We start from the raw sequence: 21,796 nt of genomic DNA on the forward strand, positions 1-21,796 counted from the left end.
AGGTACGACGGCGGAACGCCTGCCGGCGCGGCTAGTCAGCCGCGGGCGCCACGACCCGGACGGTCTGGCCGTTCACGGTGACGGTATCCCCATTGTGGAGCTGGCGGCCGCGGCGGTCGTCGATTTCGCCGTTGACCTTGACCAGCCCGTTCTTGATGAGCTCGGCCGCCTCCACCCCGTCCTCCACGAGGTTGGCGAGCTTCAGCAGCTGGCCCAGCCGGATCATGCTGTCACGGATGGGAACGTCGTCTATCGGGTTGCTCATAGAGCAATAATGCCTGAACTAAGGTTGATCCAATGACCTCCCCTCCACGCCTGCCGGTACTTGCAGGCCTGCCCCTGGCCGTGGGTTCCGGCCTCGCCATTCCCGTCCAGGGCCGCATCAACGGGGCGTTGGGGGCCCGGCTCAACGACGGAATCGCTGCGGCGGCCGTGAGTTTCAGCACAGGCCTCCTGGTCATGATCGTGATCTCGCTGGTGCTGCCGCGGGGCCGCGCCGGCCTCGCCGCCATCCTCCCGGCTGTCCGGAACCGTGCTTTTCCCCGCATCTACGTGGTGGCCGGTGCCATCGGTGCGCTGTTCGTGTTTGCCCAGTCCTTCACCGTGGGCATCCTCGGCGTGGCGCTTTTCACCGTCGCCACCGTGACGGGGCAGACCGTGAGCGGCCTGCTGGTGGACCGGATGGGTATCGGGCCGGCCGGGAAGAAATCCGTGACCGGCATCCGCATCATCGGCTGCATCCTCACCATCGCAGCGGTCGCCTGGGCAGTATCACCCCGGTTCGGCGGCGGAGCCTCAGGGGACGCGGCAGGACTGCTGCTGCCCCTCCTGCTGCCGGTGGCGGCGGGCTTCCTCATGAGTTTCCAGCAGGCCATGAACGGCACCGCCACTGTGCACTACGGCACCCCGATCGCCGCCACGTTGGTCAACTTCGTAGCCGGCTGCATCGTGCTGTGGATTGCGCTGGCGGTGAAGCTGGCGGTAGCCGGCCCGGCCAACCCGCTGCCGGGGGAGTGGTGGTACTACCTGGGCGGTCCCATGGGCTGCGTCTTTATCGGCCTGGGCGCCCTCCTGGTCCGCAGCCTGGGCGTGCTGGTCACGGGGCTGGGCATGATTGCCGGCCAACTGCTGGGCTCGCTGGCCCTGGACCTGGTGCTGCCCACCCCCGGGACCGTCGTCGCTCCGGCCACCGTGCTGGGGACCCTGCTGACCCTCGCCGCCATCATCCTGGCAACCCTGCCCTGGCCGCGGGGCGCGCTGCGGAGGCAGCGGCCGGTACGCTAGGACACGAGCTTTTCCACGTCTTCCTTCAACCGTCCCCACGTGTTGCCCACTGTGCCTCGGCACTCGGCAGCCGGGGCCCGACAACCCGCGGACCGCACCCAGCGGCCCTGTAGAAAATGGAGTTATCCCATGGCAGCAAAATCCGTCCTCGACCAGGTCATTTCCCTCTCCAAGCGGAGGGGCTTCGTATTCCAGGCCGGTGAGATCTACGGAGGCTCGCGGTCTGCCTGGGACTACGGCCCCCTGGGCGCCGAGCTGAAGGAAAACATCAAGCGCCAGTGGTGGCAGTCCATGGTCCGCGGCCGCGAGGACGTAGTGGGCCTGGACTCCTCCGTAATCCTGCCCCGCCAGGTATGGGAAGCCTCCGGCCACGTGGAGGTCTTCTCCGACCCCCTGGTGGAGTGCCTGTCCTGCCACAAGCGCTACCGCGCGGACCACCTCGAGGAAGAGTACGAGGAAAAGAAGGGCCGCCCTGCGGAGAACGGCCTGAAGGACATCGTCTGCGCCAACTGCGGCACCCGTGGCCAGTGGACAGAGCCGCAGGAGTTCTCCGGCCTGCTCAAGACCTACCTGGGACCGGTGGCCAGCGAGGAAGGCCTGCACTACCTCCGCCCCGAAACCGCGCAGGGCATCTTCGTGAACTTCAACAACGTGCTCACCACCTCCAGGAAGAAGCCCCCCTTCGGCATCGGCCAGATCGGCAAGTCCTTCCGCAACGAGATCACCCCCGGCAACTTCATCTTCCGCACCCGCGAGTTCGAGCAGATGGAGATGGAGTTCTTCGTCGAGCCCGGCACGGATGAAGAGTGGCACAAGTACTGGATGAACGATCGCATGGCCTGGTATACCGGCCTGGGCATCCGCGAAGAGAACCTGCGCTTCTTTGAGCACCCCAAGGAGAAGCTGAGCCACTACTCCAAGGGCACCACGGACATCGAGTACCGCTTCGGTTTCCAGGGCTCCGAGTGGGGTGAGCTGGAAGGCATCGCCAACCGCACCGACTTTGACCTCTCCACGCATGCCAAGGCATCCGGCACGGACCTGAGCTACTTCAACCAGGCCACCAACGAGCGCTACACTCCGTACGTGATCGAGCCCGCGGCCGGCCTGACCCGTTCCTTCATGGCGTTCCTGGTGGACGCCTACACCGAGGACGAGGCCCCCAACGCCAAGGGCGGCGTGGACGTGCGCACCGTGCTGAAGCTGGACCCGCGCCTGGCCCCGGTCAAGGCCGCCGTGCTGCCCCTGAGCCGCAACGAGGACCTGTCCCCGAAGGCCAAGGCCCTCGGCGCGCAGCTGCGGAAGAACTGGAACATCGATTTCGATGACGCCGGCGCCATTGGCCGTCGCTACCGCCGCCAGGACGAGATCGGCACCCCGTTCTGCATCACCGTGGACTTCGACACGCTCGAGGACCAGGCCGTGACCATCCGCGAGCGGGACACCATGAGCCAGGAACGCGTCTCCCTGGACAAGGTGGAGGGCTACCTGGCGGCACGGCTGATCGGCGCCTGAGCATGGCCATCGACTACCGCGAATGGCGTGACGGCGACGACCTGGCGCTCCTGGAAATCTGGGGCGACCCGGACACCGCGCAGGCCGGACAGTTCCGCGGCGCCCTTGCCGTCTCCTCCAACGGGAGGGACGGCAACCCATGGCGCCGCTGCATCGTGGCCGAAGACGTCGTCGACGGCGTCCGCATTCCGGTCGCGGCCGGCGTCGTCTACGAAGCGTCCCTGCACCCGGACCGACTCTGGGCCTACATCGAAGTCGCGAAGGACCACCGCCGCACGGGGATTGGGGCCAGCCTCCTGACCATGCTGCGCCGCGAAGCGGACAACGCGCCGTCGGGCGTGACGAAGCTCCGCGCCAAAGTGGAGCCGGGCACGGCAGGCGCTGCCTTCGCCGAAGAGTTCGGGCTCGCGCCCATCCAGCGCTCCCGCCTGGTGGTTGTCGAGCCCGGCGCGCTGCGGCTTCCGGTGTTCCCGGACAAGGACCACGGCGGACGCCCCATCGACGGCGAAAACGCCGGCTCTGACGTCGTGATGGACCTGGCCACCGGCTCCGTGGAACTGACGGATGTGGTGGGCCGCTACTACACCTCCATCCACGGCTGGGACTCCCCGGGCGTCCTGTCCGTGGGCCAGGTGCAGAAGCTGTTCCTGGATGAGCTCACCGGCGCGCACGGCGCCATCGTGCTGCGGGCCCAGCCGGAGTCCGCATTCGGCCAGGGCGTGGCGCCCAGCAAAAAGGGCCGCATCCGCGCCTTCGCCGTCAGCTACGCTCCGCCGGCGGATCCCGACGCCGCACCCCACACACAGGGTCCGGAGAGCGGGCCTGAAACCCCCACGGATGTCTTCGTGGGCCACGAGCCGGCGCTTGACGCTGACGACGCCGCCGCGGCCGTCCGCGACATCCTCTCCCTGATCGCGTACCAGCACCCGGTCGTGCTGGAACTCGACGACTCCATGACCGCCCTGCGCGCCGCCGTCGAGCCCCTTCTGGAAAGCGGCAAGGCGCGGCTGGCGGGTACCGAAACCCTGGTGGTCTCGGACTAGGGCAGCGCCTGCCCGCTGCATCGTGCCACGCGCCGTCCCCGGAGGGTGCGTGGCACAGCCCTTTAAGCCGGCTAGGTCGCGCGTGGACCACGGCGGCGGCCGGCGGCTGCGTCTGCCGCGTCCAGCAGCTGCCGCTCGGCATCCGTGGGAGCGGCACCGCCGAGATGTGCCGGCATCCACCAGGCTCCCGGCCCGGGCTGGAGCGGAAAATCTGCGATGCAGCGGTCGATTCCTGACTGCAGAATGCTGCGCAGTTTTGCCGTGCCCGCCTCGGCGTCGACGTCCGGGGCAAACATCATGGGCCCGTCAATCTGGACGCGGACAGGCGCCCGCCAGCCGCGCCGCAGCGAAAAACCGTGCCCGCGGGTCATGATCCGGTGGGCGCCCCAGACGGACACCGGGATGACCGGGACTCCTGCTTCCGCGGCCATCCGGACCGCGCCGGTCCTGCATTCCCGGACCGTAAAGCTCCGGCTGACGCCAGCTTCCGGAAATACCGCCAGATACTCGCCGGCCCGCAGCTTGGCCACGGCGGAGTCGTAGGCGTCGGAACGGTCCGCGTACCCCACGACCACATGGCCGCTGGCGCTGATGGCGGGACCTGCAAGCCAATGGTCCGCCGCGCCCTGGTGGACCAGGAAGCGCAGCTGGGCACGGGAGTGCCGCCACAGGAGCAGCTCAACCACTGCAAAGTCCAGGTAGCCGAAGTGGGTGATGGCAAAGACCGCGCCGCTGCCTGGCGAAATCTGGCGGGACGGCCCGCTGGTGGATCCGCTTGGGGGCAGGTGCTCCAGGCCCGTGGCACGGACGTCCAGCCGCAGGGCCCAGCGGAGGAACTGTCCGGTGCGGACGATCAGCCGGTAGAAGCGGTCGTTGGGTGGGGGACGCCAAGGCATCGCGGAGCGCCCTAGAGGGTGACCTGGACTGAGGCGTCCGGCAGCAGCTGCGTGAAGGCAGGGGAGGGCCGGACGGCAGCGCCCGTGCTTTCGGCGAAGGACTTGATGACGAACCCGGTGGCAAGGGTGTGCCAGATGCGGATTTTGCGGAGCATGAAGTGCCCCACCCCCCTGAGGGCCACGTACTGCATGCTGGCAGCGTCGGCAGACGCCCGGCGGGCAAAGGCCAGGGACTGGGTGGGACTGGTCATCTGGTCCGTGGTGCCATGGATGATCAGGACCTTCCTCCCGGCGACCCTTTCGGCAGGGGTCTGCGGGTCCAGCCAGGGCGCAAGGGCCACCACGGCATGCACCTGCGGGTGGTCGGCAGCGCACACGGCGGTCAGGCCTCCCATGGAGTGCCCCAGCAGGAAAACCGGAACGTCGGGGTGGCGTTCGGCTATCTGCCGCAATGCCCACCGTGCGTCCTGAAGGGGGGACATGTCGGGCCCGTTCCAGCCACGCACGCTGTTGCGCAGGGACCATACCGCCAGCCCCTGTTTCCCGCCGGCGCGGTGCAGATGCCGGGCGAACGGGACCATCCTTGCCGGACTGAGGTGCCGGGCCTCCACCGGGTCGTGGCTGTGCGGCCTTCCGCCGTGCAGGACCAGGACCACGCCCTTGGTCTCACCGGATGCTTCGAGGACACTCAGCACGGGCCGGTGGGCAGGAACTGTTGATGCCGTCCCGGCCCGCACCACACCACTGTCCGCTGTTTCGCTGTTGCCGGCCCCATACCCGCCACGGTTCTCCATGCCTGGTTCCTCCCCATCCCAATGGTCCATTTATAAACCCTATGGCGCCGCACGTAGAGTTCAACGCATGAGGTTGTACTGCTGATGGGCGCCGGTCACTCCCACGCTTCCCTGGATCATTCGGAGCCGACGCCGCAAGCGATGGCTGCGCGCAGGAAAGCGAACCGCATCCTGGCCGCCGTGCTCATTCCGCTGGCACTGCTGACCCTGGCCGGCATGGCCGCGCTGTGGCCGTCGGGAAGCAAGGAAGGGATTTCCCTGGCCAACCCTTACTCCACGGCCCCAGGCGTCACCTTCGACACGGGCACCATCCAGAGCGTGGTAACCGGAAGCTGCATGGAGGGCGCGGGACAACAAAGTTCAGCCCAGCAGGGCACCAGTGACCAGGGCCCCACCCAGCAAGGTTCAGCCCAGCAGGGCCCCACCCAGCAGGGATCCACGCAGCAGCCCCCGGGCCAGGGCTCGGGCTGTACCTTCGCCTACACCGACCCGGACAAGGGCGGAAGCCCGGTGAAGGTGGTGATCAACCCGGACGTGGCCTCCTCGCACGGCGTGAAGCCCGGGGACCAGATCCGCTACCTGAACCTCTCGAAGGTCCAGGGTGCCACCGGGTCCCAGGGCTCGCCGGCGTACGTCTTCGTGGACTTCGTCCGCACCCTGCCGATCGTGCTGCTCGCGGTACTCTACGCCGTGGTGGTCATCGCGGTGGCCAGGTGGCGGGGTTTCCGGGCGCTGATCGGGCTGGTGGGCGCGTATTTCGTGCTTGCCGCCTTCCTGCTTCCGGGGCTGGTGGAGGGCAAGCCGCCCCTGTTGCTGGCCCTGGTGGGGTCCACCGTGATCATGATCGGCGTGCTGTATTTCGCCCACGGCTTTTCCGCGCGGACATCCACCGCGCTGCTGGGCACCATCTTTGGACTGTCCATCACCGCCCTGCTCGCGGCGTGGGCAACGGACGCGGCAAACCTGGCCGGCGTGGGCAGCCACGATGCCGCCACCCTGGTCAACACGTCGTCCAACATCTCCATTTCCGGGGTGATCCTCTGCGGACTCATCATCTCGGGCCTGGGCGTCCTCAACGACGTGACCATCACCCAGTCATCGGCCGTGTGGGAACTCTATGAACTCGCCCCCGCCAGCAGCGCCCGCAAGCTCTTCACCTCCGCCATGCGCATCGGCCGCGACCATATCGCCTCCACCGTGTACACCATCGCGTTCGCCTACGCCGGCGCCTCGCTGCCCATCCTGATCATCGTCATGCTCTACGACCGCCCCCTGATGGACACCCTCACCAGCGCTGAACTGTCCGAGGAAGTCATCCGGACGCTCGTAGGTTCCATTGGGCTGGTACTCGCCATCCCGGTCACCACCCTGATCGCCGTGCTCGTGGTCAAGGCGACAGGGATCAAGCCAGCGGACGTCCCGGCAACGGCAGCAGAGAACGACGACGCCGGGCACAGCCACGCGGACGACGTGTCGGACACGGGGGCGCTCGCCGCAGCCGCCCTTGAGGAACGCAGCCGGCGCACCGCCGTCGAACCCCTTGACGAGCAGCCCGCCACCAGGCGGGGCCGGCGCGCCGACCGCGGCTGACCCGCGTCCGGTACGGCCGGCAACCTACTGATAGTCCGCGAGCCAGAGATCCGGGCCGAAGACCTCGTACTGGATGTCTTTGGGCCGTACGCCCGCGCCGACGAGGGCGGTGCGGACGGCCTGCATGAAGGGCACTGGTCCGCAGAGGTAATACTCGGCGTCGGAGGGCAGAGCCACGTCGTGGATGTTCATGAATCCGGAATGCACGTTTCCGCCACCTCCGGCCGCACCTGATCCCGTGCCGTCCGGGTTGAGGAACCAGGTGTTGATGGACCCGTCCTGCAGCGCGGACAGGTCCGCAGCCACCTGGTTCCGCAGCGCGAACGAGGCGGGGGAGTCGTCGGCGTGCAGGAACATGACCTTCCGCTGAGAGCCGGACTTCACCAGGTGGGACAGCATGCCGGCCATCGGAGTGATCCCGATGCCTGCACTTGCCAGCACCACGGGCCGGTCGGTGTACTCAAGGACAACGTCGCCGAAGGGGGCGGACAGCGTCACCTCATCGCCCACGTTGACGTGGTCGTGCAACAGGTTGGACATCTCGCCGTCCGGTGTGCCCTCCGCCCGGACGCGCTTGACGGCGAACCGCCGGTGCTGCCCGTCGTCCGCCTGCGTGAGGCTGTACTGGCGTGGCTGCACGACGCCGTCGGGCATCTGCATTTTGAGGGTCACGTACTGTCCCGGAAGCGACGGCTTTACATCCCGCTCGTCGGTTCGCTCCACCACGAAACTCACCACATCGTCCGTTTCCTGGATCTTCCCGGCCACCCGCCAGGTGCGCCATACGGTTTCGGGACTGAGCCGTACGGCGTCGTACAGCCCGCGTTCCTTGTTGATGAGCATGTTGGCCATGAGCCAGTAGACCTCGTCCCATGCAGCCGCCACCTCCGGGGTCACCGCATCGCCGAGCACATCGACGATGGCCCACATCAGGTTGTCGTGCACCACCTGGTACTGCTCGGGACTGAGACCCAGGGACACGTGCTTGTGCGCAATCCGGGACAGCAGGTGGTCGGGGAGGTGGGTGGGATCGTTGACCAGGAAGCCGGCAAACGCGGCGACTGAACCGGCCAGGGCCTGCTGCTGCCGGCCGTCGGCCTGGTTGCCGCGGTTGAACAGGCCATTGAGCAGTTCGGGATGTTCCTGGAACATGTGCGTGTAGAAACGGGAGGCAATTTCCTGGATGTTTTCCCCGACGACGGGGAGGGTCGCCTGGATTACCGGATACGAAGTGTCGGACAGCATGGGCATGTCTCCTTCAAGGTCCTGGCCGGTGTGCAGTCCCGCGCCACGCTAGCACCGGCGGGAAACCCGGGAACAGGCCCTTTGGCACTCGCAGGGAGCCGATTTGCCCGGCTTTGCAACAATGGACAGGTGACTGTTGCAGCAACTCCTCCCGCCCCCAAGCTGGAACTCCCGCCCCTGAAGCTGGGACCCATTACGGTGGACACCCCCGTGATCCTGGCTCCCATGGCGGGCATCACCAACTCCGCCTTCCGCAGGCTCTGCCGTGAATACGGCGGCGGCATGTACGTGGCGGAGATGGTCACCTCCCGCGCGCTGGTGGAACGGACGCCCGAATCCCTCCGCATCATTTCCCACGACGACGACGAAAAGGTCCGCTCCGTGCAGCTGTACGGCGTGGATCCCGGCACTGTCGGTGCTGCTGTGCGGATGCTCGTGGAGGAAGACCGGGCCGACCACATCGACCTCAACTTCGGCTGCCCCGTCCCCAAAGTGACCCGGCGCGGCGGCGGCTCGGCCCTGCCCTGGAAGATCGACCTCTTCACCTCCATCGTGCAAACCGCCGTCAGGGAAGCGTCCAAAGGCAACATCCCGCTGACCATCAAGATGCGCAAGGGCATCGACGATGACCACCTGACATACCTGGACGCCGGCCGCATCGCCCGCGACGCCGGTGTTGCCGCCGTCGCCCTGCACGGCCGCACCGCCGCCCAGTTCTACTCCGGCAAGGCCGACTGGTCCGCCATCGCCAGGCTCCGCGAGGCGCTCCCGGACATCCCCGTGCTGGGCAACGGCGACATCTGGTCCGCCGAGGACGCCGTCCGGATGGTCCGCGAAACCGGCGTCGACGGCGTCGTGGTGGGCCGCGGCTGCCAGGGACGGCCGTGGCTCTTCGGCGACCTGCAGGCCGCGTTCGAAGGCAGCGACGTCCGGCACCGGCCCAACCTGCGGCAGGTGGCCGAGGGCGTCTACCGCCACGCGGAACTCATGGTGGAGACGTTTGGCGATGAAGGCAAGGCGCTGCGCGAGATCCGCAAGCACATCGCCTGGTACTTCAAGGGTTACGTGGTGGGCGGCGAACTGCGCACCAGGCTTGCCCTGGTGACCAGCCTTGAAGTCCTCCGGGACACCCTTGCCGAGCTGGACCTGGACTCGCCCTATCCGGGCGTTGACGCCGAGGGCCCCCGCGGACGTGCCGGCTCGCCCAAGAGGCCGGCCCTGCCCAAGGACTGGCTGGACTCCCGGGCGCTGAATGATGACCAGTCCCGGGACATCGCAGCCGCCGAACTGGACGTTTCCGGTGGCTGAAACACGCGTGTCCGGGGCCTCCGGAGCCGGAACCCCCACCGCGGCCCTGGCGCTGCCCGGCTACGACACCCACGACTCCGCCCGCTGGGTGGAGGAGCCGCCCAAGAGTACCTACCGTTCCGACTTCGAACGGGACCGGGCCCGCGTGCTGCACTCCTCGGCCCTGCGCCGGCTGGGCGCCAAAACCCAGGTGGTGGCACCGGACACGGACGACTTTGTCCGCACCCGCCTCACCCACAGCCTGGAAGTGGCGCAGGTGGGCCGCGAACTGGGCCGGGCCCTGGGCTGCGACCCGGATGTGGTGGACACTGCCTGCCTCAGCCACGACCTCGGCCACCCGCCCTTCGGCCACAACGGTGAATCGGCCCTGAACGAGGTGGCGCACGCCATTGGCGGCTTCGAAGGCAACGCCCAGACCCTTCGCCTGCTGACCCGCCTGGAACCCAAGGTGCTCACGGCTGACGGCCGCCCCGCCGGGCTGAACCTCACCCGCGCAAGCCTTGACGCGGCGTCGAAGTATCCCTGGTCAGCCCTTGAAGCTCCTGTCATCCACGGGCAGCGGACCAGCAAATTCGGCGCCTATGAGGACGACCTGCCTATCTTCAACTGGATCCGGGAAGGTGCCCCGGAGCGCCGCACGTGCCTGGAAGCGCAGGTGATGGACCTGGCGGACGACATCTCCTACTCGGTGCACGACGTGGAGGATGCGATCGTTGCCGGCCACTTCCAGCTGCGCTGGATGGACAACCCGGACCACCGCGCCCGCGTGGTGGGCTACGCCAAGCAGTGGTACCTGCCGCACAACGACCCCGCCGCCATCGACGCCGCCCTGGCGCGGCTGGAGGCCACGGACGTGTGGGTGCGCGAGGCGGACGGCAGCCGCAAGTCCATGGCGGCGCTGAAGAACATGACCAGCCAGCTGATCGGCCGGTTCTGCCAGAGCGCCCTGGAGACCACCCGCGCCGTCTACGGGCCGGAAAACCTCACCCGCTACAACGCCGAACTCATGGTTCCTGATGAGACCGTCATGGAAATCGCCGTGATGAAGGGCCTGGCCACCACCTTCGTCATGACCACCGAACACCGGCAACCCATCTACGAGCGCCAGCGCGAGGTCCTCCACGCCCTGGTCACCGCCCTCAGCGCCACGGGGGACCGGCACCTGGAACCGATGTTCGCTGCGGACTGGCGGGCCGCGGACGACGACGGTGCGCGCCTTCGCGTGGTCATCGACCAGGTGGCATCGCTCACGGACGGGTCGGCCCTGGCCATGTACGAGCGCCTGGTGGGCAGCCTGCCCTCGCTCTGGTAGGCCGGCCGCAGCTCCTTCCCCGGCACCCTCCCGATCAACAGCTTCCTTAAAGCATCTACACAGGAAGCAGGTGCACCATGGGAGGAAAGAAGGGCCGCCAGGAACGGGAGCAGGTCATGAATACTCGCAGCAGGGGCAAGCGCCTTGCCACCGGAATTACCGCAGCCGTTGGTGTCGGCAGCTTCGCGGCTGCCGGTGTGGCCGCAGCTGCCGTGTACGCTGCCACACCTTCCGTGATCGCCAGGACAACCCCCGCCGCGGACAGCAGCACCCAGGGCACGACTTCCAAATCCGGTGCTGCCCGCTCAGATGATGACGACAACGGCACCCGCCAGGACAACGGCACGCGCCGGTCCAGGAGCTACGGCAACACCAGCCCCGTCCAGCCAAGCAAGGGCGGCACCGTCCACGGCAGGTCTTCGGGGTCCTGACGTGGGAGGTTCAGGGTCCGCCGCGGGCCCAGCCACCCCGCGGGACGTCGCACAGGCGGCCTGGACGGTGTGGGGGCTCGAGGCCTCGGTGACGGTGACGGAACCCGGCATCGTCGGTGCAGCGGAGGAAATCGTCCGCGACGTCGTCGCCGCCGTGGACCGCGCCTGCAGCCGGTTCCGGGATGACTCGGAACTGGTAAGGCTCCAGCCCCTGATGCCATCGGGCGTCAACGTCAGCCCCATGTTCCAGCATCTCCTCGAGCGCGCCCTCGACGCCGCACACCTTACGGGCGGGGATGCTGACCCCACCCTCGGCGCCCAGCTGGCCGCCCTCGGCCATGGACCCCTGGAGGATGAGCAGGCTGAAATGCCGGGGCACCCGGGAATAAGGAGCATTCCGGTGCCGCCCGCGCCCTCCATTCCGGCAGCGCCCGCACCGCGTGCGCCGGGCTGGTCCCGCCTGCACCTCGACGCCGGCACCTTGACCCTGCCCGCGGACCTGCGCCTCGACCTCGGCGCATCGGCCAAGGCCGTTGCAGCGGACCTCGCTGCGGCCGAAGTGCACCGGCAGCTGGGCTGCGGGGTGCTGGTGAGCCTGGGCGGCGACCTGGCCAGTGCAGGAGCGGGACCCCAACAGGACGGCGGACCCGGCCCCTGGCGGATCCTGGTCCAGGACCTGCCCTCCGACCCCGCCCAGCACGTTTCGCTTGCCCCCGGTTTCGCCCTGGCAACGTCGAGCACGCAAAAGCGCCGGTGGACCCACCAGGGAGCCCAGGTACACCACATCCTTGATCCCCGCTTTGGCCTTCCTGCCGACCCTGTGTGGCGTTCGGTTACCGTGGCGGCCCCCTCATGCCTGGAGGCCAATGCCTTCAGCACCGCGGCCATCGTGCGGGGCTTCGCAGCCCTCGAATGGTTCAGGACCGAAGGGATCCCGGCGCGGCTCGTGGACAGCCGCGGCAGGGTGGCCGCCACTGGCGGCTGGCCCGCCGAAAACTACCTCGCTGCCGGAATCGAAAGCCCGGAGGACAGCCTGAAGGCAGATCAAAACTCCGGTTACTTTGGCGAAGCCAGCGTCAGCGAAGGTGCACGCCATGGATGAGGCAATGTGGGCTTTCGGCAGGGTCAGCGGATTCGTGTCCCTGACACTGTTCACCGCGTCGGTGCTGCTGGGGATCCTTAACCGGTCCGGCCGGCCCATGCTGGTGCTGCCGCGGTTTTCCATCAGCCTCCTGCACCGGAACATAGCCCTGCTCGCCACCGTCTTCCTCGGGCTGCACGTGGGGTCACTGCTTCTTGACTCCTATGCCAAGCTGAACCCGGTGGACATAGTGGTGCCGTTCCTGGGCTCCTTCCAGCCGTTCTGGCAGGGGCTGGGGACAGTGGCGCTGGACCTGGTCCTGGCCGTTGTGGTGACGGGGCTGCTGCGCCACCGGATCGGGCAGCGCACCTTCAAGGCGGTCCACTGGCTGAGCTATGGTGTCTGGCCTGTGGCCATGGCCCACGCACTCGGCAACGGCACAGACGTCTCCAGCGGGTGGTTCCTCCTGCTCGCTGCAGCGTCCGCGGTGGCCGTTGCAGCGGCCCTGCTGTGGCGGCTGAGCCCATCCTTCCTCGAAACGTCCCAAGCCAGGCAAGGAAACCTCCCGTGAGCCAAGCCCGTGACACCCGCCCGTCCGCACCCCATGACGGGTACCCGGACGCTTACCGGGACGATTTCAACGGCACCGTCCCCCCGGCGCCCCTGCAGGCGCCCCAATACACCAGTCCACGCCAGGAGCCGCGCCTGCTGGCTGCAGGTCCGGAGGCGGATTGGGCGCGGCACCTTGAGGCTTTCGGTCCCTGGGAGCCGCAGGCCGGAGCGTCCGGCCTGCTGGACGCGCTCGGAGCATCCGGACTGACCGGCCGTGGGGGTGCGGCGTTTGAAACCTGGCGAAAAGCCACCGCCGCTGCCGGTACCGGCAGGAAGGGCATGTTCACTGCCCGGCCCGTGGTGATCGCCAACGGTGCCGAGGGTGAGCCGCTCAGCTTCAAGGACCGGACGCTGCTGGCCCATGCACCCCACCTGGTGCTCGACGGGCTGTTTGCCCTGGGTGGCGCCCTTGGCGGCGCCGGACTCTACGTCTACGCACCAGCCGTCACCCTTCCGCGCGTACAGCAGGCCCTGGCTGAACGTCCCGGCGGCAAACGGGTGCGTGTGGTGCAGTCCCCGGAAACCTTCATCTCGGGCGAGTCATCCGCCGTCGTCAATATGATCGACAACGGCGCGGCTGTGCCAACGGACCAGCGCCGCCGCCTGAGCGAGTCGGGCCTCCACGGCCGGCCCACCCTGGTGGTCAATGTCGAAACTCTCGCCCAGGTTGCCCTGATCGCCCGGTACGGTGCCCCGTGGTTCAGGGAGGCGGGGACGCCAACTGATCCGGGCACCCGGCTGGTCTCCGTCTCCGGGCCCGCCCCGGTGCGCGATGTTGTGCTGGAGGTGCCCGGCGGCGCGGATCTTTCCGCCGTCCTGGCAGAAGCGGGGATGCAGTCCGGATCGGTTTCTGCGGTCCTGGTGGGCGGATACCACGGCCGCTGGGTGCGGCCCGCCGCGCACGTTCTCTCGCCCGTGGGGCCGCCGGCCCGCACGGTACGGCCGGGAGCAGGAGTGATCCACGCCCTGGGCACGGACGCCTGCGGCATCCAGGCAACCGCCGGAATCGTCAGTTACCTCGCTGGCCAGTCCGCCCGGCAGTGCGGCCCCTGCATGTTCGGCCTGCCGGCGATGGCATCCGTCCTGAACCGGATCGCAGGAGGGGAACGCAACCCCCGCCTCACTGCCGAACTGGACCGCCTGGGCCGGCTGGTTTCCGGCCGCGGCGCGTGCCGGCATCCGGAGGGGACCACGGGGCTGGTCAGCAGCGCGCTGGAGGTTTTCGCCGCGGACTTCCGCGCCCACCTTTCCGGATACTGCGCAGCCCCGGGAGGTGCGGCGGCATGAAGACGTACCTGCACATCGACTGGACCAGCTGTGATGGCCGCGGCCTGTGCACCGAACTGCTTCCCGGCGTGCTGGACCGGGACGACTGGGGTTACCCGGTGGCCCGCGGGAAGGCCGGCCGCGAACGGACGGACGTACCGTTGCGGGACGCGGACCGTGAAGCCGCGGAAGAGGCGGTCTTCCTCTGCCCCAAGCTGGCCCTCAGCCTGCAGGAGCGGGAGGCCCAGGACCCGGCCCCGCGGACACCCGGCGGGGGAGCACGGAACGCCGGCACCCGGCACTGACACTAGGATTGCTGTGTGGCTGGGCTGATAAAACGTGAAGATATCGACGAAGTACGCCAGCGCACGGACATCAAGGAAGTGGTGGACGGCTACGTCACGCTCAAGGGCGCCGGGCTGGGAACCTTCAAGGGCCTGTGCCCCTTCCACGACGAGCGCTCGCCATCCTTCACCGTCCGTCCGCAAGTGGGCCGCTACCACTGCTTCGGCTGCGGCGAGGACGGCGACGTCATCGCCTTCGTCCAGAAGCAGGACCACAGCTCCTTCCAGGAGGCCGTGGAGAAGCTGGCCGCCCGGATCGGCTACGAGCTCCGCTACGAAGACGGCGGAACGGGTCCCAACCGCGAGGAAGTGGGCCGGCGGCAGCGGCTCCTGGACGCGCACAAGATCGCCGACGAATTCTTCCGCGCCCAACTGCTCACTCCCGGCGCCGCCGAGGCGCGCAACTTCCTGTTCGGCAGGGGCTTTGACCGGGCCGCGGCGGAACACTTCGGCTGCGGCTACGCACCACAGGGGTGGGACGCGCTCCTGAAGCACCTTCGCGGCCGCGGCTTCACCGATGCCGAGCTCAAGCTCACCGGCATGTTCAGCGAAGGCAACCGGGGCATCTATGACCGCTTCCGGGGCCGCCTCATCTGGCCCATCAAGGACATCGCCGGCGACACCATCGGCTTCGGCGCGCGCAAGCTCTACGAGGATGACCAGGGCCCCAAATACCTCAACACCCCCGAAACAACGCTCTACAAGAAGTCCCAGGTCCTCTATGGCATCGACCTGGCAAAGCGCAGCATCGCCAAGGACCGCCAGCTCGTGGTGGTGGAGGGCTACACCGACGTCATGGCGTGCCACCTGGCAGGAATCACGACGGCGGTGGCCACCTGCGGCACCGCGTTCGGCACTGAGCACATCAAGATTGCCCGCCGGCTTCTGTCCGACGACGGCACCGGGGGAGAAGTGGTGTTCACCTTCGACGGCGACGCAGCCGGCCAGAAGGCGGCACTGCGGGCCTTCGAGGAGGACCAGCGCTTCACCGCACAGACCTATGTGGCCGTGGAACCTACCGGAGCCGACCCCTGCGACCTGCGGCTCAGCAGGGGTGATGAAGCGGTGCACGCCCTCATCCAGTCCCGCAGGCCGCTGTTCGAGTTCGCCATCCGCAGCACGCTGAAGCAGTTCAACCTGGACACCGTGGAAGGCCGGGTCCAGGGCCTGAAAGCGTCCGTTCCCGTGGTGGCTGCCATCCGCGACGCCTCCACCCGGACCGGCTACTGCCAGGCGCTCACGGGATGGCTGGGCATGCCGGACCCCAACGAGGTCCTGCGCCTGGTCAACGCCGAAGTGAAGAACGCCGCGAAACGAGGTGAGCCGGGCAGGCCCCCGGCTCCAGGGCAGCAGCAGCCGGCAGGGTCCTCCCGCCCTGCTCCCGCCCAGCCAGGCGGTCCCGGCGTAGCTGCCGGGCCGTCGTCGGGCGCTGTCCCTTCCTTCAACCGCCCCGACCCGCGCGACCCCGTGGCCTCCATGGAGCGCCAGGCGCTGGAAGTGGCGCTGCAGCAGCCGTCCCTGCTCGGCGGTGGGGTGTGGGACAAGTTCGCTGCCGCGCGGTTTGCCACCCCCGCCTTCCAGGCCGTCCACGACGCGATGCGGGCCACCGGTGCGGGACTGACGGGCGATCCAGTGCGGTGGGTGGAGCAGGTGATGCACGAGGTCCCGGAGCCGCTCCGGCCGCTGGTCTCGGAGCTGGCAGTGGTTCCGCTGCCCGCCCATACCGAGGAAGCGGTGCTGAAGTACTGCCGCGATATCCTGTCGCGGCTTTTCGAACTGCAGATCACCCGGGTCAAGGCGGACAAGATGGGCCAGCTGCAGAGGCTGGATGCGGCTGCGGACCCGGAGACCTACCAGCGGCTCAACCGTGAACTGTTGATGCTGGAGATGGAACGCCGGGCACTGAGGGCCGAGGCGTAGCCCCGCCTGCCGCCCCTGCCGGGTGGGGGAGATCACTGCCGCGCCGATTTCGTTTCCGCCGCAGGTGTTTGCTAGGCTGATACCCGCTTCATTCCTCCTTAGCTCAATTGGCAGAGCATTCGACTGTTAATCGAAGGGTTGCTGGTTCAAGTCCAGCAGGAGGAGCTTCCATCCCCGTTCCGGCCTCCGGAACGGGGATTTTTGTTTGCCCAAAGGGCCGTCCGGGCCCGGAAAACCGCCGATTTCCCTTCCGCCGGAAACCTTTGCTAATGTCATACCTGCTTCATTCCTCCTTAGCTCAATTGGCAGAGCATTCGACTGTTAATCGAAGGGTTGCTGGTTCAAGTCCAGCAGGAGGAGCGCTACGAAAAAGCCCCGTTCCTCCAGGTAGAGGAACGGGGCTTTTTCTTTCCGCGGGGTGGGAAGCCTGGCTGTGGGGCGACGGGTCAGACGAAGTCCATTTCCACCTGCAGGAACCTTTCGGCCTCGGCAATGGCTGCCTGGAAGGCATCCTTTTCCGTAGGTGACTTCCGGGGCTCCCGGGGATTCCATTCGTGCGGCGCCGAGTGGATCCTGACAAACCCGGAGTCCGGGGGAGCATAGAAGATTCCGAACCGCTGCACCGGCCATTCGGGGGAGGTCTCCGGCGCCACCAGCAGGGCTGCTTTGAAGGCGGGATTGAACCATTGGGCGATAGGCCGGCGCCGGTCTTCCGTGAACAGCCCGGCCGCATACAGGGCCGCCGACTGCTGGCCCGCCTGCGCGCACAGCCGCTCCCACCACAGAGGCAGGATCCGGGCGTCGCACCGTTGCCATGTGGCCGGAAGTGGCGGTTGGTTCTGCCAGCTGGGCACGGGATTATTTTATCGCGGGAGGGGGCAGTAAGGCAGGGAAGGCTCCCCGGGCGGACAAAACACTGCGGCCCGCGTTCTCACCGGCGTTTCCCCTGCCGCCGGTTCCGCGGCCCCGGATTCACCCGGTAGAGGAGCGCGGCGCCGGCCAGCGTCCCCAGGATGATGCCCCAGGCGGGGTTGCCCACGGCCCGGCCGGCGAAAAAGCCCACGACGGCGCCCAGCACCGCCCCGAGGAAAAGTCCCCTGCTGTTCCGGTGCGGTTTTCGGCTCATGGACGGCCTTCCTTGTGGTGCCCCGCGGTTGTGGCCGGCGCGGCGGGGCGACTCAATGGATTGAGGGTACAGTGCGGGGACGGACCACCAGCCACAGTGCTCCAATAGCCGCCAGGATGCAGCCGGCCTGCACGGCGCCCATTGGAGCCGCACTGGTGATGCCCAGCCACCCCACCACGGGGGAGATCAGCCCGGCCATGAGGAACGTTGCCGCCCCGAGCAGGGATGCCGCCGTGCCTGCCTGCGCTGCGTGGGCTGCCAGTGCCAGTACCTGGACGCAGGGAAACATGAAGCCTGTGCCCATGATGTAGAACCACAGCGGCACCATGACGCCCCACAGGCCCAGTCCGGCCCGGTCGAACACCACGATCAGCAGGGCCATCAGGAACATCCAGGCCGTGGCGCCGGCAAGGATCCATTGCGGGGGGACGATCCTGATCAGCCGCGAACTGGTCTGCACGCCTGCCACGATGCCCAGGGAATTGATGCCAAAGAGCAGCCCGTACTGCTGCGCGGAAAAGCCGAACACGTCCTGGAAAAGGAAGGGCGACGCCGAGAGGTAGGTGAAGAGGCCGCCGAAGTTGAACCCCGCAACCATGAGCAGGCCTACGAAGATCCGGTCGCTGAAGAGCGCCTTGTAGCGCTGCCCGGCAGTCATGCCGCTCTGCCCCCGCTTTTCCGGGGGGAGGGTCTCGCGCACCAGGAGGAGGGCGGCCGTGATCACCAGGGTCCCGTAGCTTGCCAGGAAGACGAAAATGCCTGGCCACGGCATCACCAGGAGCAGCTGGGAGCCGATGACGGGGGCAAGGATGGGCGCCAGTCCGTTGACCAGGGACATCCGCGAGAACATCCGCACCATGGCGTATCCGGAAAACAGGTCCCGCACCATGGCCGTGGCCACCACGCCGCCACCGGCCGCACCGACGCCCATGAGGACGCGGAAGATACCCAGCGTGGTGATGTCAGCGGACAGGGCGGCCCCCAGGGACGCGGCGATGTGCAGTGCCGTGGCCAGGATCAGGGGAACCCGGCGGCCGAACTTGTCGCTGAAGGGTCCCACCACCAGTTGCCCGAACGCAAAACCCACCGTGGTCCCCGCCAACGTCAGCTGGACCTGGGCCTCGGTCACCCCCAGGCTGGCCTCCAGGGCCGGGAAGGCGGGCAGGTACAGGTCGATCGTAAACGGACCAAGGGCGGTCAGGGCGCCCAGGAGGAGGATATACAAGAGCTTCCGGCGGCGGCTCAGCAAGTCGCCCGGATTGGGGGGATTGGTCACGAAGAACAATCCTAGGCCCGGCCGGAAGCGTTTTTGCATCGTTGTAGGCCGCGCCGCCCGGCAAGCCCCCAAGTTCGTCCTGAACTGAATGGTAGTTTGGGGGGCGTGGACTGTGCGGCTGCACATTTCCGCAGCAACGGAAGCAGTATGGACCCATGAACCAGTAAGGCGGAACCGATGAGCGGACGTCACAGCGGGCGTACCAGCCCGGGATTGCGCATCACTGCGCTGCCCGGGACGGCAAGACTCCTTTTCCGGTTGGCACCCCGCCAGCTCAACGACGAGATCGCCTTCGCCAAGATCGAACTCAAACGCAAGGGCATCCAGGTGGGTGTGGCCGCGGCCTTCTTCGCCGTCGCGCTGCTCTTCCTGGCGCTCCTGGTGGTTGGACTGATCGTCGCAGCCATCATGGGCCTGGCCACCATCATGCCTGCCTGGCTGGCAGCGCTCCTGGTCTCCGCCGCGTTCCTCATCATCGCCCTCATCGGCGGACTGATCGGCCTGGCAAGGTTCAAGAAAGCCATGCCGCTGATGCCCGAGGAAACCATCCGCGGCATCAGGCACGATATCGGGGTAGCCCGCGAAGGGTCCGCCTTCAACCCGGCCGTCCTGGACCCGGACAGCCCGGAGGCCAAGGCGGCGAAGGCGGCAAAGGCCGAAGCGGCTGCCAAGGCCAAGGCCGAGAAGGAAGCCAAGGCTGCCCAGCAGAGCCAGGAGTTCCCGCACGCGTCCGAACCCGAGCTGGTGCGGCGCCTGAGCCAGCGGCGCCACCATCTCACCGAAGTCCGCGACGAGCTCGGCACCGAACTGGACCTCAAGACGCAGGCCCGGTACCTGCTGGCTGCCGCCCAGGTCAAACTGCGGGAGAGCCAGGTCCTGGCCCGGCGCAGCGTTGATGCGGCAGGCCAAAGGCTCGCCGGGGTCTCCGGCTCGGCGGAGCTGTCGAAGCGCTGGAAGCCGCTCGCGGCCTTCGTGGCAGCGGGGACGGTTATGCTGGTCCTCCTCCGCAAGCTGTTCCGCTCCGCCTAGGCCCTGTTTTCCACGCGCAGCGTCCTGCCGAACCGGGCTACGGTAAAGAAGGCACGCTAAGGGAAACAGGCACGCAGGGCGCAGGCAAACAGGGTCTCCGCGAACAATCCATCACCGACACACCGCGCTGCCGCGCCGCAGGAAGGAGAGGGGACGGGTGAAGTTCATTGGCGCAGGCGCCCGCCCCGGCCGCCCCCAGGTGGATCACGACCTCGTGTTCACCATCCCGAACCTGCTCACCGTGGTGCGGTTCATGGGTGTTCCGCTGTTCATGTGGCTCGTCCTGGCCCAAAAGGAATACGGAGCCGGGGTGATCGTCCTCGCCGTCATGGCCGGGACGGACTGGATTGACGGCTACATTGCGCGCCGCTTCGACCAGGCCTCCAGGCTCGGCAGGGTCCTTGACCCCATCGCCGACCGGCTGGCCCTGCTGGCCGTGGCATGCACCCTGGTGATTGCCGGCGTCGTACATTGGCTGTACCTGGCCGCGCTGGTGGTGCCTGATGCCGTGTTGCTGGTCCTGACGCTCTCCTTCTTCCATGGCCACCCGGACCTCCCCGTCAGCGTGGTGGGCAAGGTGCGGACGGGGCTGCTGCTCCTGGGCACCCCGCTGCTGGTCCTCTCCCGCCTGGACACCGGGGTTTCGGGCCAGCTCTTCATCGCCGCCTGGGTGGTCCTGGGACTCGGGCTGATCGGCCACTGGGTTGCCGCGTACAACTACTTCTGGGCCATCCTGCGAAAGGGCAGGGAATTGAGACAGCACGACGGCGGGAACGGCTGATGGTGTGGTTGGCCGTAGGCCTGGCGGTGCTCGGCGCCTTCTGCCTCGCCCTGGGTGCCCAGCGCCAGGGGAGCGCCGTCAAGGCCGACACGGGCGGCCTCGCCCTGAGTTCCAACGGCTTCCTCCGCCTGCTCCGCAATCCCCGGTGGATGTTCGGGCTCCTGCTGCTGTGCACGGGCATGGCCATGAATGCCGTAGCCCTGGTGTCCGCGCCGCTCACGGTGATCCAGCCCATCGGTGCCATCGCGCTGGTCATCACCACCATCGTCAACGCCCGCGACCAGGACCTGACCATCAACCGCGCCACGGCCGTCTCCATCGCCGCCTGCGTCACAGGATCGGCGCTCTTCGTCCTCCTGGCGGTCAACGTCACCCAGGAAAGCCACCACGTCAGCCCCGCGGACGAGCTCACCATCGTGTTGCTCCTGGCCCTGGCGGTGGGACTGTTCGGCACCCTGGCCGTGACCTTCAAGCACCGCATGAACGCGTTTATCTACATCCTTGGCGCGGGCATCCTGTTTGGCTTCGTGGCAGTCCTCACCAGGATCATCGGCAAGCACCTCCTGGATCCCAACGGACTCTTCCTGCTGAACGTGCAGTGGTACTCGGCAGTGGCCATCATCGCGGCCGGCGGCCTGGGTTCGTGGTTCGTCCAGAGCGCCTACTCCACCGGGCCGCCGGACCTGGTCATCGCCGGACTTACGGTGATCGACCCCATGGTGGGCATTGCCATCGGCGTCATCATCCTGGGTGAACTGCGCCCCGACGTCCATGCCGTGATGGCGATTGCGATGGGAACCGCCGCCTGCCTTGCTATCGTTGGGGTTATCGCCCTTTCCCGGCACCACCCGGAGGTCACCAAGCGCAGGAAGGACGCGCGCAAGGCCGCCGGCAGGCCGTCCCACTAGCCCATTCCCTTCATTACCCAGCAATTCCACGAGGC

The 21,796-nt window shown here is 67.8% G+C and carries 22 protein-coding genes and 2 tRNA genes; 17 read left to right on the forward strand and 7 right to left on the reverse strand.

Translation table 11 applies throughout. The annotated features are described in order from the left end of the window. Nucleotides 1-31: 31 nt before the first annotated feature. The gene (locus tag VXJ37_RS12995; protein WP_331323442.1) at nt 32-265 is read right to left on the reverse strand and encodes an RNA-binding S4 domain-containing protein; all 234 of its coding nucleotides are present in this window, start codon (nt 263-265) and stop codon (nt 32-34) included. 32 nt (nt 266-297) lie between these two features. Here VXJ37_RS12995 and VXJ37_RS13000 point away from each other — a divergent pair, with 32 nt between their 5' ends. The 3 genes from VXJ37_RS13000 (at nt 298) to VXJ37_RS13010 (ending at nt 3,842) form a co-directional block, all read left to right on the forward strand. Next, nucleotides 298-1,284 (forward strand): DMT family transporter, encoded by a 987-nt coding sequence (locus tag VXJ37_RS13000; protein ID WP_331323443.1) that lies wholly within the window; start codon nt 298-300, stop codon nt 1,282-1,284. Between the two features lie 129 nt (nt 1,285-1,413). Further along, on the forward strand, nt 1,414-2,799 hold the full coding sequence (locus VXJ37_RS13005) for a glycine--tRNA ligase (RefSeq protein ID WP_331323444.1): 1,386 nt from the start codon (nt 1,414-1,416) through the stop codon (nt 2,797-2,799). Nucleotides 2,800-2,801: 2 nt separating this feature from the next. Then, a complete protein-coding gene (locus tag VXJ37_RS13010; RefSeq protein ID WP_331323445.1) occupies nt 2,802-3,842 on the forward strand; it encodes a GNAT family N-acetyltransferase in 1,041 nt (346 codons plus the stop codon). 71 nt (nt 3,843-3,913) lie between these two features. Here the strand turns inward: VXJ37_RS13010 and VXJ37_RS13015 are convergent, their stop codons facing one another. Together VXJ37_RS13015 and VXJ37_RS13020 are read right to left on the reverse strand one after the other, a co-directional pair. After that, complete coding sequence (locus tag VXJ37_RS13015) at nt 3,914-4,738, reverse strand: lysophospholipid acyltransferase family protein (protein WP_331323446.1); 825 nt, start codon at nt 4,736-4,738, stop codon at nt 3,914-3,916. 11 nt (nt 4,739-4,749) lie between these two features. Further along, nucleotides 4,750-5,532, reverse strand: coding sequence for an alpha/beta hydrolase (locus VXJ37_RS13020; RefSeq protein WP_440589811.1), 783 nt, complete (start codon nt 5,530-5,532; stop codon nt 4,750-4,752). A gap of 141 nt (nt 5,533-5,673) precedes the next feature. On the opposite strand from VXJ37_RS13020, the gene VXJ37_RS13025 reads away from it, so the two are divergent. Further along, nucleotides 5,674-7,122, forward strand: a complete 1,449-nt coding sequence (locus tag VXJ37_RS13025; RefSeq protein ID WP_331323448.1) for a YibE/F family protein — start codon at nt 5,674-5,676, stop codon at nt 7,120-7,122. Nucleotides 7,123-7,146: 24 nt separating this feature from the next. Here VXJ37_RS13025 and VXJ37_RS13030 read toward each other — a convergent pair whose 3' ends face one another. Then, nucleotides 7,147-8,367, reverse strand: a complete 1,221-nt coding sequence (locus tag VXJ37_RS13030; RefSeq protein ID WP_331323449.1) for a globin domain-containing protein — start codon at nt 8,365-8,367, stop codon at nt 7,147-7,149. Nucleotides 8,368-8,496: 129 nt separating this feature from the next. Between VXJ37_RS13030 and dusB the strand changes: the two genes are divergently transcribed. The 10 genes from dusB (at nt 8,497) to VXJ37_RS13080 (ending at nt 17,001) form a co-directional block, all read left to right on the forward strand. Continuing rightward, complete coding sequence (gene dusB / locus VXJ37_RS13035; protein ID WP_331323450.1) at nt 8,497-9,675, forward strand: tRNA dihydrouridine synthase DusB; 1,179 nt, start codon at nt 8,497-8,499, stop codon at nt 9,673-9,675. After that, entirely contained in the window at nt 9,620-10,987 is a 1,368-nt protein-coding gene (locus VXJ37_RS13040; RefSeq protein ID WP_440589805.1) for a deoxyguanosinetriphosphate triphosphohydrolase, read from the forward strand. Before dusB ends, VXJ37_RS13040 begins: the two co-directional genes overlap by 56 nt. 77 nt (nt 10,988-11,064) lie before the next feature. Further along, nucleotides 11,065-11,418 carry a hypothetical protein gene (locus VXJ37_RS13045; protein ID WP_331323451.1) on the forward strand — a complete coding sequence of 118 codons (354 nt, stop codon included), beginning with the start codon at nt 11,065-11,067 and terminating at the stop codon, nt 11,416-11,418. Between the two features lies 1 nt (nt 11,419). Further along, nucleotides 11,420-12,520, forward strand: a complete 1,101-nt coding sequence (locus VXJ37_RS13050; protein WP_331323452.1) for an FAD:protein FMN transferase — start codon at nt 11,420-11,422, stop codon at nt 12,518-12,520. Then, on the forward strand, nt 12,513-13,070 hold the full coding sequence (locus VXJ37_RS13055; protein ID WP_331323453.1) for a ferric reductase-like transmembrane domain-containing protein: 558 nt from the start codon (nt 12,513-12,515) through the stop codon (nt 13,068-13,070). Before VXJ37_RS13050 ends, VXJ37_RS13055 begins: the two co-directional genes overlap by 8 nt. Continuing rightward, nucleotides 13,067-14,398 (forward strand): NADH-ubiquinone oxidoreductase-F iron-sulfur binding region domain-containing protein, encoded by a 1,332-nt coding sequence (locus VXJ37_RS13060; protein ID WP_331323454.1) that lies wholly within the window; start codon nt 13,067-13,069, stop codon nt 14,396-14,398. Before VXJ37_RS13055 ends, VXJ37_RS13060 begins: the two co-directional genes overlap by 4 nt. After that, nucleotides 14,395-14,682, forward strand: coding sequence for a ferredoxin (locus VXJ37_RS13065; RefSeq protein ID WP_331323455.1), 288 nt, complete (start codon nt 14,395-14,397; stop codon nt 14,680-14,682). Before VXJ37_RS13060 ends, VXJ37_RS13065 begins: the two co-directional genes overlap by 4 nt. A gap of 15 nt (nt 14,683-14,697) precedes the next feature. Next, nucleotides 14,698-16,641: a DNA primase gene (dnaG, locus tag VXJ37_RS13070; protein ID WP_331323456.1), complete on the forward strand. Its 1,944-nt coding sequence runs from the start codon at nt 14,698-14,700 to the stop codon at nt 16,639-16,641. 92 nt (nt 16,642-16,733) lie between these two features. Continuing rightward, nucleotides 16,734-16,806 (forward strand) — tRNA-Asn (locus VXJ37_RS13075). 122 nt (nt 16,807-16,928) lie between these two features. Continuing rightward, nucleotides 16,929-17,001, forward strand: a tRNA-Asn gene (locus VXJ37_RS13080). Nucleotides 17,002-17,087: 86 nt separating this feature from the next. Here the strand turns inward: VXJ37_RS13080 and VXJ37_RS13085 are convergent. The 3 genes from VXJ37_RS13085 to VXJ37_RS13095 all read right to left on the reverse strand — a co-directional run bounded on the left by VXJ37_RS13085 (nt 17,088) and on the right by VXJ37_RS13095 (nt 19,043). After that, the gene (locus VXJ37_RS13085) at nt 17,088-17,495 is read right to left on the reverse strand and encodes a hypothetical protein (RefSeq protein WP_331323457.1); all 408 of its coding nucleotides are present in this window, start codon (nt 17,493-17,495) and stop codon (nt 17,088-17,090) included. 77 nt (nt 17,496-17,572) lie between these two features. After that, nucleotides 17,573-17,767 carry a hypothetical protein gene (locus VXJ37_RS13090; protein WP_331323458.1) on the reverse strand — a complete coding sequence of 65 codons (195 nt, stop codon included), beginning with the start codon at nt 17,765-17,767 and terminating at the stop codon, nt 17,573-17,575. Between the two features lie 52 nt (nt 17,768-17,819). Continuing rightward, a complete protein-coding gene (locus tag VXJ37_RS13095; protein ID WP_331323459.1) occupies nt 17,820-19,043 on the reverse strand; it encodes a multidrug effflux MFS transporter in 1,224 nt (407 codons plus the stop codon). 177 nt (nt 19,044-19,220) lie between these two features. On the opposite strand from VXJ37_RS13095, the gene VXJ37_RS13100 reads away from it, so the two are divergent. From VXJ37_RS13100 to VXJ37_RS13110, 3 genes are all read left to right on the forward strand, one after another. Beyond that, nucleotides 19,221-20,072: a phage holin family protein gene (locus VXJ37_RS13100; RefSeq protein WP_331323460.1), complete on the forward strand. Its 852-nt coding sequence runs from the start codon at nt 19,221-19,223 to the stop codon at nt 20,070-20,072. A 157-nt stretch (nt 20,073-20,229) separates the two neighbouring features. Then, nucleotides 20,230-20,853: a CDP-alcohol phosphatidyltransferase family protein gene (locus VXJ37_RS13105; protein WP_331323461.1), complete on the forward strand. Its 624-nt coding sequence runs from the start codon at nt 20,230-20,232 to the stop codon at nt 20,851-20,853. Then, a complete protein-coding gene (locus VXJ37_RS13110; RefSeq protein ID WP_331323462.1) occupies nt 20,853-21,761 on the forward strand; it encodes a DMT family transporter in 909 nt (302 codons plus the stop codon). The genes VXJ37_RS13105 and VXJ37_RS13110 overlap by 1 nt, the downstream gene beginning before the upstream one ends. Nucleotides 21,762-21,796 lie beyond the last annotated feature (35 nt).

It is taken from the genome of Pseudarthrobacter phenanthrenivorans (assembly GCF_036455295.1).
GTDB lineage: Bacteria > Actinomycetota > Actinomycetes > Actinomycetales > Micrococcaceae > Arthrobacter > Arthrobacter phenanthrenivorans_C.